The sequence below is a fragment of the Pelotalea chapellei genome, assembly GCF_018531195.1.
GTDB lineage: Bacteria > Desulfobacterota > Desulfuromonadia > Geobacterales > Pseudopelobacteraceae > Pelotalea > Pelotalea chapellei.
In genome coordinates this window covers 1-15,915 of sequence record NZ_JAHDYS010000026.1, presented here as the reverse complement: position 1 = coordinate 15,915, position 15,915 = coordinate 1, and the positions used below count along the sequence as shown (strand labels likewise).

At 43.8% G+C, this 15,915-nt stretch carries 13 protein-coding genes and 1 tRNA gene; all 14 read right to left on the bottom strand.

Annotated elements, in window-relative coordinates:
* Window positions 1-91: 91 nt before the first annotated feature.
* Window positions 92-2,170 carry an elongation factor G gene (gene fusA, locus KJB30_RS17500; RefSeq protein ID WP_214301662.1) on the bottom strand — a complete coding sequence of 693 codons (2,079 nt, stop codon included), beginning with the start codon at window positions 2,168-2,170 and terminating at the stop codon, window positions 92-94.
* Between the two features lie 27 nt (window positions 2,171-2,197).
* Window positions 2,198-2,668, bottom strand: a complete 471-nt coding sequence (gene rpsG / locus KJB30_RS17495) for a 30S ribosomal protein S7 (RefSeq protein WP_214301661.1) — start codon at window positions 2,666-2,668, stop codon at window positions 2,198-2,200.
* Window positions 2,669-2,697: 29 nt separating this feature from the next.
* A complete protein-coding gene (rpsL, locus tag KJB30_RS17490; protein ID WP_214301660.1) occupies window positions 2,698-3,069 on the bottom strand; it encodes a 30S ribosomal protein S12 in 372 nt (123 codons plus the stop codon).
* Between the two features lie 360 nt (window positions 3,070-3,429).
* Window positions 3,430-7,653: a DNA-directed RNA polymerase subunit beta' gene (rpoC, locus tag KJB30_RS17485; protein WP_214301659.1), complete on the bottom strand. Its 4,224-nt coding sequence runs from the start codon at window positions 7,651-7,653 to the stop codon at window positions 3,430-3,432.
* 110 nt (window positions 7,654-7,763) lie between these two features.
* On the bottom strand, window positions 7,764-12,263 hold the full coding sequence (gene rpoB / locus KJB30_RS17480) for a DNA-directed RNA polymerase subunit beta (protein WP_214301658.1): 4,500 nt from the start codon (window positions 12,261-12,263) through the stop codon (window positions 7,764-7,766).
* Window positions 12,264-12,420: 157 nt separating this feature from the next.
* Window positions 12,421-12,801, bottom strand: coding sequence for a 50S ribosomal protein L7/L12 (rplL, locus tag KJB30_RS17475; RefSeq protein ID WP_214301657.1), 381 nt, complete (start codon window positions 12,799-12,801; stop codon window positions 12,421-12,423).
* Window positions 12,802-12,842: 41 nt separating this feature from the next.
* Window positions 12,843-13,367, bottom strand: a complete 525-nt coding sequence (rplJ, locus tag KJB30_RS17470; protein WP_214301656.1) for a 50S ribosomal protein L10 — start codon at window positions 13,365-13,367, stop codon at window positions 12,843-12,845.
* Between the two features lie 147 nt (window positions 13,368-13,514).
* On the bottom strand, window positions 13,515-14,216 hold the full coding sequence (gene rplA, locus KJB30_RS17465) for a 50S ribosomal protein L1 (RefSeq protein WP_214301655.1): 702 nt from the start codon (window positions 14,214-14,216) through the stop codon (window positions 13,515-13,517).
* A gap of 33 nt (window positions 14,217-14,249) precedes the next feature.
* Complete coding sequence (gene rplK / locus KJB30_RS17460) at window positions 14,250-14,672, bottom strand: 50S ribosomal protein L11 (RefSeq protein ID WP_214301654.1); 423 nt, start codon at window positions 14,670-14,672, stop codon at window positions 14,250-14,252.
* A gap of 43 nt (window positions 14,673-14,715) precedes the next feature.
* Window positions 14,716-15,243, bottom strand: coding sequence for a transcription termination/antitermination protein NusG (gene nusG / locus KJB30_RS17455; RefSeq protein ID WP_214301653.1), 528 nt, complete (start codon window positions 15,241-15,243; stop codon window positions 14,716-14,718).
* Between the two features lie 10 nt (window positions 15,244-15,253).
* Window positions 15,254-15,436 (bottom strand): preprotein translocase subunit SecE, encoded by a 183-nt coding sequence (gene secE, locus KJB30_RS17450; RefSeq protein WP_214301652.1) that lies wholly within the window; start codon window positions 15,434-15,436, stop codon window positions 15,254-15,256.
* Between the two features lie 59 nt (window positions 15,437-15,495).
* Window positions 15,496-15,572: transfer RNA gene (locus tag KJB30_RS17445), tRNA-Trp, on the bottom strand.
* A 22-nt stretch (window positions 15,573-15,594) separates the two neighbouring features.
* Window positions 15,595-15,744, bottom strand: a complete 150-nt coding sequence (gene rpmG, locus KJB30_RS17440; protein ID WP_214301651.1) for a 50S ribosomal protein L33 — start codon at window positions 15,742-15,744, stop codon at window positions 15,595-15,597.
* 57 nt (window positions 15,745-15,801) lie between these two features.
* Window positions 15,802-15,915, bottom strand: a 114-nt coding sequence (locus tag KJB30_RS17435; RefSeq protein WP_214301393.1) for an EF-Tu C-terminal domain-related protein, incomplete at its 5' end; no start/stop codon positions are given.

Sequence of the window (15,915 nt, the reverse complement as noted above, 5' to 3'; positions counted from 1 at the left end):
CGTGACCAATCGTGCCAATGTTTACATGTGGTTTGTTACGCTCAAATTTAGCTTTCGCCATGATTACAGGCCCTCCTCGTTCGAAAGATTCTTAACCTTTTATTTTTGCAACGATTTCTTCCGCCACTGACTTGGGCACCGGCTCATAGTGATCAAACGTCATTGTGTATGTCGCACGACCTTGTGTGCCCGAACGAAGGTCAGTGGAGTATCCGAACATTGACGCCAAGGGCACCATTGCAGAAACCACCTGCGCACCTGCCCGGCTGTCCATTCCCATAATACGACCGCGTTTTGAGTTAAGATCACCAATCACATCGCCCATGTATTCTTCTGGAACAACCACCTCGACCGACATAATCGGCTCAAGAATGATTGGAGCGGCTTTTCCACACCCCTCTTTGAAACCCATGGAACCAGCAATTTTGAAAGCCATTTCAGAAGAGTCGACTTCATGATAGGAGCCATCAATCAAAGTTACTTTGACGTCTACAACGGGGAAACCCGCTAGCACTCCATTGTCCGTTGCTTCAAGAATTCCTTTACCAACAGCGGGAATGTACTCACGGGGAACAACACCACCCTTGATGGCATCTACAAATTCGAACCCCTTGCCAGCTTCCTGTGGCTCAACTTCCAGCCAAACATGACCATATTGACCACGTCCTCCGGACTGCCGAACAAATTTACCCTCAACCTTAACTTTCTTGGTTATGGTTTCACGATAAGCTACCTGAGGCTTGCCAACGTTTGCATCAACCTTGAATTCACGTTTCAAACGATCAACAATAATTTCAAGATGGAGCTCACCCATGCCTGATATAATGGTCTGTCCGGTTTCCTCATCAGTCTTTACCCGAAAAGAAGGGTCCTCGCTGGCGAGTTTCTGAAGACCAAAACCAAGTTTTTCCTGTTCGGCTTTTGTTTTAGGTTCAATTGCAATTGAGATAACCGGCTCGGGGAACTCAATAGACTCAAGAATCACCTGGCTATTTTCATCACAAAGCGTGTCACCGGTAGTTGTATATTTCAGACCTACGGCAGCTGCGATATCTCCGGCATATACTTCTTTTATTTCTTCACGTTTGTTCGCATGCATCTTGAGAATGCGACCCAGACGTTCTTTTTTGCCTTTGGTAGAATTGTAAATATAAGAACCTGCAGTGGCCACTCCAGAGTAAACCCGGAAAAACGTCAATTGTCCAACAAACGGGTCAGTCATGATTTTAAAACCAAGAGAAGAAAATGGCTCACTATCTGATGCAATACGTTCAATTTCAGCACCGCTGTCCACATCAACACCCTTAATGGCTGGTATATCGAGTGGTGAAGGCATGTAGTCAACAACAGCATCAAGAAGGTTCTGCACTCCTTTGTTTTTAAACGACGAACCACAAATAACCGGAATGATTTTAATGGCGATGGTGCAGGCACGAATAGCCGCCATGATCTCATCTTCAGTCAGTATCTCGCCGCCTAAATATTTTTCCATGAGGGCGTCGTCATGACTGGAAATTTCTTCGATCATCTTCTCGCGGTATTCCAAGGCCTCTTCAAGCAACTCGGCAGGTATCTCTTCTTCACTATAAGTAGCACCAAGAGACTCATCATTCCAGATGATCGACTTCATGCTAACAAGGTCAATAACACCCTTAAAATTTTCTTCTTTACCAACCGGCAACTGAATAGGAATCGCATTAGCCTTCAAACGATCCTTAATCATCTGGACACCGCGAAAGAAGTCAGCTCCAACTCGATCCATTTTATTAATAAAAGCAATGCGCGGAACACCATATTTATCAGCCTGACGCCAAACCGTTTCTGACTGCGGCTCAACACCACCAACGGAACAAAAAACAGCCACAGCGCCATCAAGAACCCGCAGAGAGCGCTCTACCTCAATGGTAAAGTCAACATGACCAGGGGTGTCAATAATGTTTATGTTATAGTCACGCCAGCTACAGGTGGTCGCAGCAGAAGTAATGGTAATCCCTCGCTCCTGCTCTTGCTCCATCCAGTCCATGGTTGCAGTACCTTCATGTACCTCACCAATCTTATGGGACACACCGGTATAGTAAAGGATACGCTCAGTCGTCGTGGTCTTGCCAGCGTCAATGTGAGCCATAATCCCAATATTTCTGTATTTTTCAAGTGGTGATAAGCGGGGCACAAATCCTCCAGAAGCTGTATCTACTAATTACCAGCGATAGTGAGCGAAGGCACGATTCGCCTCAGCCATCTTATGAACATCTTCACGCTTCTTGACCGCAGCTCCACGATTGTTGAACGCATCAAGAATTTCACCTGCTATCTTATCCTTCATTGTCTTCTCACTGCGTGCAGACGAATACTTGATAAGCCAACGCATGGCCAATGAAACACGACGATCAGGACGCACCTCAATAGGCACCTGGTAGGTTGAGCCACCAACGCGTCGAGACTTAACCTCAAGGGACGGCTTGATATTATCAAGACTCTTCTTCAACACCTTCACCGCTTCATCATTGGCTTTCTGCGCAACAACATCCAGAGCACCATAAAGAATTGACTCAGCAATACTTTTTTTGCCGCCTAGCATCATAATATTGATAAGCTTGGCAACAGTCTTGTCATGGAACTTCGGATCAGGCAGAATGTTTCTCTTGGGAACTTCTCTTCTTCTTGGCATATCTATCCCCTCAACTGAACGATACTAAATTATTTAGGGCGTTTAGCGCCATACTTGGAGCGGCTTTTCATACGACCTTTCACGCCTACTGAGTCCAGCGTACCACGAACAATGTGATACCGAACCCCAGGAAGGTCCTTAACCCTACCACCACGAATAAGTACAACGGAGTGCTCCTGAAGATTATGACCAACACCCGGAATGTAAGAGGTAACCTCTATTCCGTTTGTCAGCCTAACCCTGGCCACCTTACGGAGAGCCGAGTTTGGCTTCTTTGGCGTAGTGGTATAAACCCTCGTACAGACTCCACGCTTCTGAGGACAACATTTAAGAGCAGGCGCAGTCGACTTGTCTTTTTTGTTCTCCCTGCCCATACGAATCAACTGATTAATCGTTGGCATATTATTTATTTCTCCCAACTAGAATATCTTCATCGCCAAAAAGCGAACGCAAAAAGTAACAGACACAAGTAAAAAAGTCAACCTTTTCCTTGTTAACCCAAAAACATTTTTTTATAGGACTTAAAAACGGCGCCAGTTTAGCGTAGAACACACATAAACGAGAAGGGGAATGGAATAAGTGTAGGGCCGGAATCTACCGGCATCTCCATTCAATGTCAGGCCATTTTTCGATGACCAGGCGCTCGCTCTTCAAAAGAGACACACTTAATACCGCATTTAAACAGATGTGTCAACATCTTTATTTATTTTTTCTCTCTGACGTGCACTTTTATTGGCACGCCAGAGAGAAAATACTAACACCTAGGCTGCTTTTTGAACCTCTTCGACAGGGGCACTAATAAGCTCAGACTTTTCTTGATCGGCAGATTCCGCGACCATGCGAAGATTACGATAGCGCGCAAGGCCTGTGCCTGCAGGAATCAGTCGCCCCATAATCACATTCTCCTTAAGACCGCGCAGATGGTCAATTTTACCCTCAATTGCAGCTTGGGTTAGGACTTTGGTCGTTTCCTGGAAAGAGGCAGCCGAAATAAAAGATTCTGTGGAAAGTGATGCTTTTGTTATTCCAAGAAGCAAAGGCTCCGCAATAGCAGGGCGCTTTCCCTCACTTAACACTTTCTGATTTTCTGATTCAAAAAACCATCTCTCTATCTGGTCATCAACAAGAAGAGTAGTATCTCCCACGTCTTTAATGCGCACCCTGCGCAACATTTGACGAACAATAACTTCAATGTGCTTATCATTGATTTTGACGCCTTGGAGACGGTAGACTTCCTGAACTTCGTCAACTAGGTATTTTGCCAATTCCTTCACACCCAGTACCCGTAATATATCATGAGGATTTGAAGAACCATCCATTAGCGGTTCCCCTGCACGGACATGGTCGCCTTCATGTACACTTATGTGTTTGCCTTTAGGAATAAGATATTCTTTAGGCTCTCCAACTTCAGGAGTAACAATGACCTTACGCTTTCCTTTGGCGTCCTTACCAAAGGAAACTCGACCGTCTATTTCAGAAATGACTGCAAAATCTTTAGGTTTACGAGCCTCAAACAGCTCAGCAACCCGTGGCAGACCACCGGTAATATCCTTAGTTTTCGTAGTTTCTCTTGGAATTTTTGCAATTATATCGCCCGCACTGATCACTGCTTCATCAAGAACAGATATATTGGCACCAACCGGCAAGAAATAGCGTCCTATTGTACCGGTAGCAGTTTCAGAGGAATCTCCTCCAATTCCCTTGATAGCAATACGAGGTCGCTTATCAGAATCTTTTGATTCAATAATGACTTTACGAGAAAGGCCTGTAACTTCATCAAGTTGCTCTTCCATCGTAATACCCTCAAGAATATCACCGAATTTTACCTTACCGGCGAATTCTGTGAGAATGGGCATGGAGAAAGGGTCCCACTCAGCCAAAGTTGCTCCTTGGCTTACCTTACCGCCTTCTGAAACTTTAATCTTTGCGCCATAGACAACCACATATTTTTCACGCTCACGACCGGTCTCATCAATAACTGCTATTTCCCCATTCCGGTTCATGACAATATGATGCCCATCAGCATTAACAACTGTATTTAAATTAATAAACTTCAAAGTACCATCGGTGCGTGCTTCTAAAGAGGTTTGCTCCGCGTGCCGTGAGGCTGTACCACCAATATGGAAAGTACGCATGGTCAATTGTGTTCCTGGCTCGCCTATTGATTGTGCGGCAATTACACCTACCGCCTCCCCCATATTAACACTGTGCCCACGAGCCAAATCACGTCCATAGCACTTTGAACAGATGCCTCGGCGACTCTGACAGGTAAGGACTGATCTGATTTTAACTTTTTCAAGTCCAGCATCCTCAATACGCTTTACCAATGCTTCATCAATATCCTCGTTGGCAGCTACAAGGACATCACCTGTAATAGGATCCAGTATATCATCTAGGGCAACACGCCCCAAGATACGGTCACCAATATGTTCAATAATCTCTCCACCCTCAGTAAGCGAAGAGACAACCAATCCATCCAGGGTTCCACAATCTGTTTCAGTAATAATTGCATCTTGAGCAACATCAACAAGACGTCGTGTCAGATAACCTGAATTAGCCGTTTTGAGCGCAGTATCAGCAAGACCCTTACGTGCACCATGTGTGGAAATAAAGTACTGCAAAACGGTCAAACCTTCACGGAAATTGGCAGTAATCGGCGTTTCAATAATCTCGCCAGAAGGCTTAGCCATAAGACCACGCATACCAGCCAGCTGTCGGATTTGCTGTGCTGATCCTCTAGCACCGGAATCGGCCATCATGTGAATGGCATTAAAAGAGGATTCTTGCAAAATTCCAACTTCTTTAACAAAAAAAGTTTCTTTCGAAAGATTATCTAGCATTTCTTTAGCAATATCTTCAGTCGCCTTAGCCCAAATATCGATTACTTTATTATATCTCTCACCGTCGGTAATAAGACCCTCAGTGTATTGATTCTGAATCTCCTTAACTTCATCTTCAGCCTTAGTGATAATAGCGGTTTTCCCTTCGGGAATAACCATGTCATCAAGGCAGATTGAAATACCAGCTAAGTTGGCGTACCGGAAACCTATATCTTTCAATTTATCTGCTAAAATAACGGTTTCCTTGTTGTCAGCCATGCGATAGCAAGTATCAACAAGATTGGAAAGCTCCTTTTTATTCATCACCCGATTTACAGCGCTAAAAGGCACAGAGTCAGGCAATATTTCGCGGAGAATAATCCGGCCTACAGTAGTATCAATAAGTTGCGGTTTTTCATCAGCAATCATATTTTTCATGCGCACTTTTATGGTGGCCTGCATATCGACTTCACCAGCATCAAAAGCGATACGAACCTCGTCTGGACCAGAGAAAACTTTACCTGTTCCTTTAACCTTACGATATTCGGGCTTTCCACTTTCAATATTAAAAGCTTCCTTGCCGGTAGCCTCGTCAAAGAAAGGCTCATAGAGCCGGTCTCGAGTCATATAATAAGCACCCAAAACCATATCCTGGGATGGAACAATGATAGGCTTACCATGCGCCGGAGAGAGAATATTATTAGTTGACATCATAAGTACTCGAGCTTCAACCTGACTCTCAATGGAGAGTGGCAGATGCACAGCCATCTGGTCACCATCGAAGTCAGCATTAAAGGCAGTACAAACCAAAGGATGGAGTTGAATAGCCTTACCTTCAATAAGAACCGGTTCAAATGCCTGAATACCCAGACGGTGTAGAGTCGGAGCGCGGTTGAGCATGACTGGATGTTCTTTGATAACTTCTTCAAGAACATCCCATACTTCGGGTCGTTCCTTCTCTACCATCTTTTTCGCACTTTTTATGGTAGTAACAAGACCGCGCTCTTCAAGCTTGTTGTAAATGAAAGGCTTAAAGAGCTCAAGAGCCATTTTTTTAGGTAATCCGCATTGATGCAATTTGAGCTCAGGCCCGACAACAATAACAGAACGTCCGGAGTAATCGACACGTTTTCCCAGCAAGTTCTGACGAAAACGACCAGACTTGCCTTTAAGCATATCGGAAAGAGATTTGAGAGGACGCTTATTGGGTCCAGCAATTGCGCGCCCTCGTCTTCCGTTGTCAAACAAAGCATCTACTGCTTCTTGAAGCATTCGTTTTTCATTACGGATAATTACTTCAGGAGCCTGAAGTTCAACAAGTCGCTTTAAGCGGTTATTACGATTAATGACACGGCGATACAAGTCATTAAGGTCTGATGTTGCAAAGCGTCCACCATCCAGCGGAACCAGCGGGCGTAATTCAGGTGGCAGTACGGGAATACATTCCAGTATCATCCACTCAGGTTTATTCCCAGAAGCCTTAAAAGCCTCCATTACCTTTAATCGTTTTGCAGTTTTTTTACGTTTAGCCTCGCTGGTTGATTCCACCATCTCTGACCGCAACTGACCAGAGAGTTCATCAAGATCAATAGCTTTCAGGCATTCTCTGATAGCCTCTGCTCCCATGCCACCTTCGAATGCCTCAGAACCATACTCCTGTTGTGCTTTAATATATTTTTCCTCTGACATAACTTCACAAAACTGCAGAGGAGTATCTTTAGGATTACTGATTACAAAAGCCTCGAAGTATAGAACTTTTTCAAGGTCTTTAAGCGTGATGTCTAACAGATTGCCAATGCGCGAAGGAAGAGACTTAAGAAACCAAATATGTGCAACAGGCGTGGCCAGATCAATATGACCTAATCTTTCGCGCCTCACTTTGGAAGGAATAACTTCAACACCGCATTTCTCACAGATGATGCCACGATGTTTCATTCTCTTGTACTTACCGCAATTGCATTCATAGTCCTTGGTGGGCCCAAAGATCTTAGCGCAAAACAAGCCGTCACGTTCTGGTTTAAATGTGCGGTAGTTTATTGTTTCTGGTTTTTTAACTTCACCGTGAGAGCGCTCCCGGATTTTGTCCGGCGAAGATACAGAAATGCGAATTGATGAAAAATGGAGTGGATCTTTTGGTTTATCAAAAAAACTAAAGTAGTCTTCCACGATGCTTCCTCCGTTATCTGAAGCTACACATCAAACAAAAACATTTTCCGTGTAGGTCTGTGGTTTAACAGGGATAACAGGGATGCAAGTTAACCCTGCACCCCTGGTTCTTATTCCTCGTCACCTTCAAGTAATTCAATATCAAGGCACAACGACTGCAATTCCTTAATTAAAACGTTGAATGATTCTGGCAAACCAGGTTCAAGAGTATGTTTACCTTTGACAATCGCCTCATACATCCTGGTCCGTCCAGAAACATCATCGGATTTAACAGTGAGGAATTCCTGCAAGGCATATGCAGCACCATAAGCCTCCATCGCCCATACCTCCATCTCGCCAAGTCTCTGGCCCCCGAACTGCGCCTTTCCGCCGAGCGGTTGCTGAGTTACAAGACTGTAGGGTCCAATGGAGCGTGCATGGATTTTGTCGTCAACCAAGTGATGAAGTTTAAGAACATACATTACTCCAACTGTAACCTTGTGCTTGAAGGCATCACCACTACGGCCATCAAAAAGTGTTACTTGGCCAGAAGAATGAAAACCAGCCTTGCCCAGCATGCCTTTTATTTTATCTTCAGAAGCACCTTCGAAAACAGGCGAAGCCATTGGCACTCCACGCTGCAAACGGCGACACACCTTCATCAGTTCTTCGCGATCAAGCCCATCAATAAAATCCCAGGTTTCTTTATCCTCATATACATCTTTAAGATATTTTTTGAGGTTTTCTTCAGATGTCTGTTTCTGAAGCATCTCTTCAATCCGCCAGCCAATTCCCTTGGCAGCCCATCCTAAATGTGTTTCCAGGATCTGACCAACGTTCATACGAGAAGGTACGCCCAGAGGGTTGAGAACAATCTCAACCGGTCGCCCATCATCCATATAAGGCATATCCTCTTCGGGTAGAATACGCGATACCACACCTTTATTGCCGTGGCGACCAGCCATCTTATCGCCGACTTGCAATTTCCTTTTAATGGCAATGTAAACTTTAACCATCTTGATAACACCGGGAGGAAGATCATCCCCTCGACGCAACTTCTGGATTTTATCCTCAAAGACGCTATGAATCAGATCAACCTGACGATTTAATGTATCCAAGACATGGCTGACCTTGGTATCTGTTTCATCATCGTCACTAACGGAGATACTGCTCCAGCGGTTGACAGGCAGATCATCAAGGATCTCTTCGGTAATTACCTTGCCTTTGGGGGACAATATAATTCCATCAGCATCTTCCAGTTTGACAGCAAGGGTTTTACCAATAAGAAGTCGCTTCAATTTACCGACTGCTGAATCACGAATGATACGTATTTCATCCTGTTCATCTTTACGAAGTTTTTCTTCTTCCGCCTTCTCAATCAATTCAGTACGGGAATCCTTATCAGCGCCTTTCCGAGAGAAAATTTTAGCACTGATAACAGTACCCTCAACCCCAGGAGGAACCGTCAGTGATGTATCGCGCACATCTCCGGCCTTTTCGCCAAAAATTGCACGTAGCAGCTTTTCCTCAGGTGAAAGCTGTGTCTCCCCTTTAGGGGTGATTTTACCGACAAGAATATCCCCCGGTTTAACTTCGGCACCAATTCGTATGATCCCGGATTCATCCAGATCTTTCAGAGTTTCTTCACCCAGGTTAGGAATATCAGATGTTATTTCTTCTTTACCAAGCTTAGTATCGCGTGCAACACATTCAAATTCCTCAATATGAATAGAGGTGTAACGATCATCCTTAACAAGCTTTTCGGAGACTAGAATGGAGTCCTCAAAGTTGTATCCACCCCAAGGCATAAAGGCAACAACGATATTCTGACCTAGTGCTAGCTCTCCCATTTCAGTGGAAGGACCGTCAGCAATTACATCGGCACGTTTTACAGCATCACCAACCTTAACTACAGGCTTGTTGTTAATGCATGTATTCTGGTTGGAACGAGCGTATTTAATAAGGTTATAAATATCTACACCCGTACCAGTTTCATCGTGTTCCCCTTCATCAATTTTAACGACAATACGAGAAGCATCGACTGATTCAACTACTCCATTGTGACGGGCAATAACAGAAACGCCAGAATCTTTTGCAACAATACGTTCCATGGCAGTACCTACCAGTGGAGAATCCGCACGCAACAAAGGAACTGCTTGACGTTGCATATTCGATCCCATTAGCGCACGATTAGCATCGTCATTTTCCAGAAAAGGTATTAATGCGGCTGCGACGGAAACTAACTGTTTGGGCGCAACATCCATCAACTCAATTTCATCACGATGAACCAGAATAAATTCACCGCTTTTACGGGCGGAAACATAATCATTCACAAATCGGCCATCTTTGTCGACTTCGGCATTAGCCTGAGCAATGGCATGTCCCTCTTCCTCAAGGGCTGAGAAAAAACGAACCTCGTTTGTTAGCTTACCATCAAGAACGATTCTATAGGGTGTCTCGACGAAGCCATGATCATTAATGCGGGCATAGGTGGACAAGGAAGCAATTAGACCGATATTAGGTCCTTCCGGTGTCTCAATAGGGCACACACGACCATAATGGGTTGGATGAACGTCACGGACTTCAAAACCGGCGCGCTCACGGGTCAAACCGCCCGGTCCTAGCGCCGAAAGACGACGCTTGTGAGTGACTTCAGAAAGAGGATTAGTTTGATCCATGAACTGTGATAGCTGTGAAGACCCAAAGAACTCTTTGACTACGGCTGAAACAGGTTTTGAGTTTATCAGATCATGAGGCATGAGGTTTTCAACCTCCTGCAAGCTCATACGCTCCTTTATTGCCCTCTCCATGCGCACGAGACCAATCCGATATTGGTTTTCAAGTAATTCACCAACAGCTCGCACCCTTCGATTGCCAAGATGATCGATATCATCGATAGTACCCCGGCCGTTTTTCAGCTCAATTAGATAACGTACGATCTCAAGAATATCATTCTTATAACTTCGACGGATCACTGGTTCATAGAGATCCTCAAAAACCAGTCTATTACGGCGTAGTATCTCGATTATCTTTCTATTTTCTTCAAAAGCACCTTGTTCGATAAGCTCTGTTAATTTTATGGTTGATTCACTAAGTTTGAAATTAGCAAAAAGATCCTTTTGAAAAAAATCAGGGTCCTTTACCAACTCATTAAATTCACGCACCAGCTGTTCTTTAAGTTTTTCTGAAACGGGCAGAGCTAGATCTTGCTTAATAATTGCCTTCGTTAATTCACCGGAAAGCTTTATCATCAGATACTGAGAGAATTGATTGTTTTTGTCTATTAAGCGTTTAACAAGCTCTTCAAAGCTGGTGATGCCATCAACACTGAACATACGAGGTGCATTAAGTACAGTGCAATCAGGCCATACTTTAAGACCCAACTTAAAATTAAGCTTCAAGCGGCCAACTGCTGAAAGATCATACCGCTCAGGGTTAAAGAACAAATTTTCAAAAAGTGCCTGAGAGCTTTTAAGAGTTGGAGGGTCACCAGGACGAAGCCGGCGATAAATCTCAATTAATGCCTCATCGCTTGTATTAATCTTATCAATTAACAAAGTATCACGAAATGAGGAAGTTACATGCAGATTATCTATAAAAAGAACCTTAAAAGATACCACACCACGAGATCTTATTTCTTCAAATTTGTCAGCTGTTACTTCATCACTACATTCCAGTAATACTTCACCTGTCGCAGGATCAATTACGTCAGTAGATGCATATCTGCCAATAACTCCCTCAACTGTAACCGGCACGGTATTAATTTCATGTTCAGACATCTTTTTAATAGAGGCTTTTGTATATTTACGATTAGCCTTAACTATCACTTCTCCTGTCTTGGGAGCAATAACATCAACTGGTGTCTTCTGAAGCGTTAATAATTCAGGGTCAACACTCTTTGTAAGAGATTCCCCTCGAATATATATTTCTTCACTTTTGTAGTAATAATTCAAAAGTGCCTCTGCTGAATATCCTAAAGCTTTCAGCAGAACTGTTGCAGGCATTTTACGGCGTCTATCTATACGAACATAAAGAATGTCTTTATGATCAAATTCAAAATCAAGCCATGATCCGCGATATGGAATCACTCTGGCTGAATATAGGACCTTTCCACTCGAATGTGTTTTTCCTTTATCGTGGTCATAAAAGACACCCGGCGATCGGTGCAATTGGCTAACAATAACCCTCTCAGTACCATTTATAATAAACGTTCCATTATCGGTCATAAGCGGAATTTCGCCAAAATAAACTTCCTGCTCCTTTATATCCTTGATGGCTCTAACGCCAGTATCTTTGCCCGAATCCCAGATGACGAGACGCACTTTGACTTTCATCGGTGCAGCAAAGGTCATACCGCGCTGATGACATTCCTCGACATCATACTTAGGCTTGCTGAGTGAATAGGATACATATTCTAAAGAAGCGCTTTCACTGAAGTCCTTTATTGGAAATACACTTCTGAACACCGCTTCAAGACCGGTATTCTTGCGTGATTCCACTGAACCTTCCTGTTGAAGAAAACGCCGGTAGGAATTTTTCTGAATATCGATCAAGTTGGGAATATCTATGATATTCTTTATCTTAGCAAAGTTTTTACGCAACAGGTGGTTATTGGCGATCGAATAAGCCATAGCTTCTCCTTTGGCGAGTATCGTAACGACCTCCGGCCGAGAAAGGCTAACCGGTTGAAATTACAGACTTATAATGGGACGAGAGAGCGGATCAAACAGGACAAGCCAAGGCCGCACCAGGCGACCTTGGCTTTCTACTTCTCTGCAGCAGCAATTACTATTTGACTTCTACTTCTGCGCCAGCCTCAACCAGCTGTTTTTGTGCATCATCAGCTTCTTGCTTGGAAACACCAGTTTTCACTGCACCAGGCGCACCGTCAACTAGATCCTTTGCTTCTTTCAAACCGAGGCTAGTCAAAACCCTAACTACTTTGATAACATTAATTTTATTGGCACCTGCAGATTTAAGAATAACATCAAATTCAGTCTTTTCCTCAGCAGGCTCAGCAGCAGCTGCGGGCCCTGCTGCTGCTACTGCAACCGGAGCAGCAGCAGATACACCGAACTTTTCTTCCAATTCCTTTACCAATTCAGCAAGCTCGAGAACGGTCATTTTTTCAATAAAGCCAACTACATCTTGTTTGGTGATTTCTGCCATTTTAGATTCCTCCAAAAGAATATTTGTTTAAGCTATCATTATTAATGGGTCGTTTTTTGGACACGAATAGCATCCAGAACACGAACAAGTGAACCCGGTAGCGCAGCAAGTACACCAACAAAATTGGTTGCAGGCGCTTGCATTGAACCAAGCATTTTGCCAATAAGAACTTCACGCGAGGGCAGATCTGCCAATGCCTGTATCTGCTTTAAATCTAGTAATTTACCAGACAAAACCCCCGCCTTCAAAACAAATTTGCCGGTTGGATCTTTGGCAAACTTATTTAGAACTTTTGCAGCGCTGACCGGATCGTCATACGAAATTGCAATTGCGGTTGGCCCAGCGAGATGTGGCCTAATGCATTCTACGTCCGTACCTTCAGCTGCGAGATCTAACAAAGTATTTTTAAATACCTTGTATTCTACAGATGCGGAACGAAGTTCATTTCGCAGATTGGTGGCCTGGCCAACACTCATACCGCGAAAATCTGCTAAAAACACTGCTTTTGCCCGTGTCAGCCTATCGTGCATCTGAACTACTAATTCCTGCTTGCTTTGTTTGTTCAAGCGATTTCCTCCTTTCTTTTGGTTTTTGGGGATGACCCCGCCAAAGTCGGGAAGCACGAGCGATCCGTCGTATCCTAGTCTCGGCAGGCCTGATAAATCAGATTAAGCTAACCACCTGCTGTCTTTGACTTTGGCTATATTGCGAAATTATAATTGTGATGTCAGATCTGTGACGTCTAAATTGATGCCAGGGCCCATAGTTGATGAAATTGTAACTTTTTTCAAGTATATACCTTTTGCTGCAGAAGGCTTCGCCTTAACCAGGGCTTCAACCAAAGCAAGAACATTTCCTTTCAAAAGGTCAGCGTCAAAGGAAACTTTGCCGACAGGAGCATGGACGATACCAGCTTTTTCAACTCGAAATTCTACTTTGCCTGCTTTTGATTCTTTTACTGCACGACCAACTTCAAATGTTACTGTACCAACTTTAGGATTAGGCATTAGGCCACGTGGTCCAAGTAGCTTACCGATTTTGCCGACTACGCCCATCATATCTGGAGTCGCAATGGCGGTATCGAATTCAAACCATCCATCCTGAATTTTTGCGACTAGGTCATCACCGCCTACATAGTCCGCACCGGAATCCAGTGCTTCTTTTTCTTTCTCCCCTTTGGCAAATACCAGAACACGTACTTCTTTGCCAAGTCCATTTGGGAGGACAACGGCCCCGCGCACCATTTGGTCAGCGTGTCGAGGATCAACCCCAAGACGCACGGCGACATCAACAGTTTCATCAAACTTGGCATAAGCCATTTGTTTGACAACATCAAGGGCTGTAGAGATGGGATAGACCTTGGTTCTGTCGATCTTTTCAGCTGCCGCTGTTAGTTTTTTTCCGATCTTCGACATGATGCAACCTCTCTTGTATCCTAAATAATAAATTTATACGATTTCAACACCCATAGAGCGGGCAGTACCTTCTACTGTTCTCATAGCAGCTTCAATTGATGCAGCATTAAGATCCGGCATTTTCTTTTTTGCTATTTCTTCAACCTGAGCCTTAGTAAGTTTACCGACTTTTGTTTTGTTGGGTATTGCCGAACCGCTTGCAAGTCCTAAAGTTTTCTTTATTAGGACAGGCACTGGAGGAGTTTTAGTGACAAATGTAAAAGAGCGGTCAGCGTATACCGTTATAACTACAGGAGTAATAGTACCATCATCAGCCTGAGTTCGTGCATTGAACGCTTTGCAAAATTCCATTATATTTACACCATGCTGACCAAGAGCAGGACCGATTGGCGGTGATGGGTTTGCCTTGCCAGCAGGTACTTGCAACTTGATGTAGCCTGTAATCTTCTTTGCCATTTTGTGCTCCTTAGAGTCCTAATACTAACTTCGAATTAAAATTTCAGTTTTTTTCAACCTGCATAAATTCAAGTTCAACTGGGGTGGCACGACCAAAAATTGTAACTGTGACGCGCAACTTACCTTTATCCGGTTTAACGTCTTCAACAATACCAGCAAAATTAAGAAATGGACCATCAATGACACGAACAGTTTCCCCTACTTCAAATTGAACTTTGGGGCGAGGTTTTTCTGCGCCCTCTTCCATGCGCCGAGTTATTTTATTTACTTCATCATCTGGAATAGGAAAGGGTGCATTTCCTCCAACAAATCCCGTGACTTTTGACGTTTCCTTGACAATATGCCAACTTTCATCAGTCAGCTCCATCTTAATGAGTATATATCCAGGAAAAAACTTACGCGACGATGTTTTTTTTTCGCCTTTTTTTAGTTCTACTACAGTTTCAGATGGAATAAGGATTTCTTCGAAGCTTTCCTCAACACCCTCATTCTTGATGCGTTCGAGCAGGTTAAGCCTGACTTTATTTTCGAAGCCGGAATAAGTGTGAACACCGTACCACTTTTTGGACATAATTATTCCTTTATCCCAGTATCAACCGCATAAGTTTAGCCAAAATGACATCGCAGGCCCCAAGATAGAGGGAAATAAGCAAGACAATAGCGACAACAACAGTAGACGTTGCGATAGTTTCCTTGCGAGTAGGCCAAGTAACTTTGCCAAGCTCGATCTTAACAGATTCGAAAAATATCTTTACACTTTGCACGTAACTCTCCCTGCACGTTAGGCGAAATCGAATTTAAAAACTGCAACAATGATTGAAAATGGCAGGCCAGGAGGGATTCGAACCCACAACATCCGGTTTTGGAGACCGGCGCTCTAGCCGTTAGAGCTACTGACCTGCATGTCGCAACAATTGCAGAATTATTTGGTTTCCTTATGAGGAGTGTGTTTACGGCAAAAGCGACAATATTTGCTAAACTCTAGCTTGCCCGGAGTAAGTTTCTTGTTCTTGGTAGTAGTATAATTTCTCTGCTTGCACTCCGTACAGGCAAGGGTAATGATATCTCTCATCGATTTTTCCTTTGAGCATAAAAAATAGGGGCAGGATTAACTGCCCCCACAGTTATTTTATTCAATAATCGAACTGACGACGCCGGCGCCAACCGTACGTCCACCTTCACGGATCGCAAAACGAAGACCTTCGTCCATAGCGATCGGAGTGATCAAGTTAACAGTCACAGC

What these genes read in the sequence shown, in the direction of transcription:
- rpsG (WP_214301661.1), bottom strand. Translation starts at nt 2,668, where the DNA reads ATGCCAAGAAGAAGAGAAGTTCCCAAGAGAAACATTCTGCCTGATCCG.
- rpoB (WP_214301658.1), bottom strand. Translation starts at nt 12,263, where the DNA reads ATGGCTTATTCGATCGCCAATAACCACCTGTTGCGTAAAAACTTTGCT.
- rplL (WP_214301657.1), bottom strand. Translation starts at nt 12,801, where the DNA reads ATGGCAGAAATCACCAAACAAGATGTAGTTGGCTTTATTGAAAAAATG.
- rplK (WP_214301654.1), bottom strand. Translation starts at nt 14,672, where the DNA reads ATGGCAAAGAAGATTACAGGCTACATCAAGTTGCAAGTACCTGCTGGC.
- rpsL (WP_214301660.1), bottom strand. Translation starts at nt 3,069, where the DNA reads ATGCCAACGATTAATCAGTTGATTCGTATGGGCAGGGAGAACAAAAAA.
- rplA (WP_214301655.1), bottom strand. Translation starts at nt 14,216, where the DNA reads ATGTCGAAGATCGGAAAAAAACTAACAGCGGCAGCTGAAAAGATCGAC.
- nusG (WP_214301653.1), bottom strand. Translation starts at nt 15,243, where the DNA reads ATGTCCAAAAAGTGGTACGGTGTTCACACTTATTCCGGCTTCGAAAAT.
- rpmG (WP_214301651.1), bottom strand. Translation starts at nt 15,744, where the DNA reads ATGAGAGATATCATTACCCTTGCCTGTACGGAGTGCAAGCAGAGAAAT.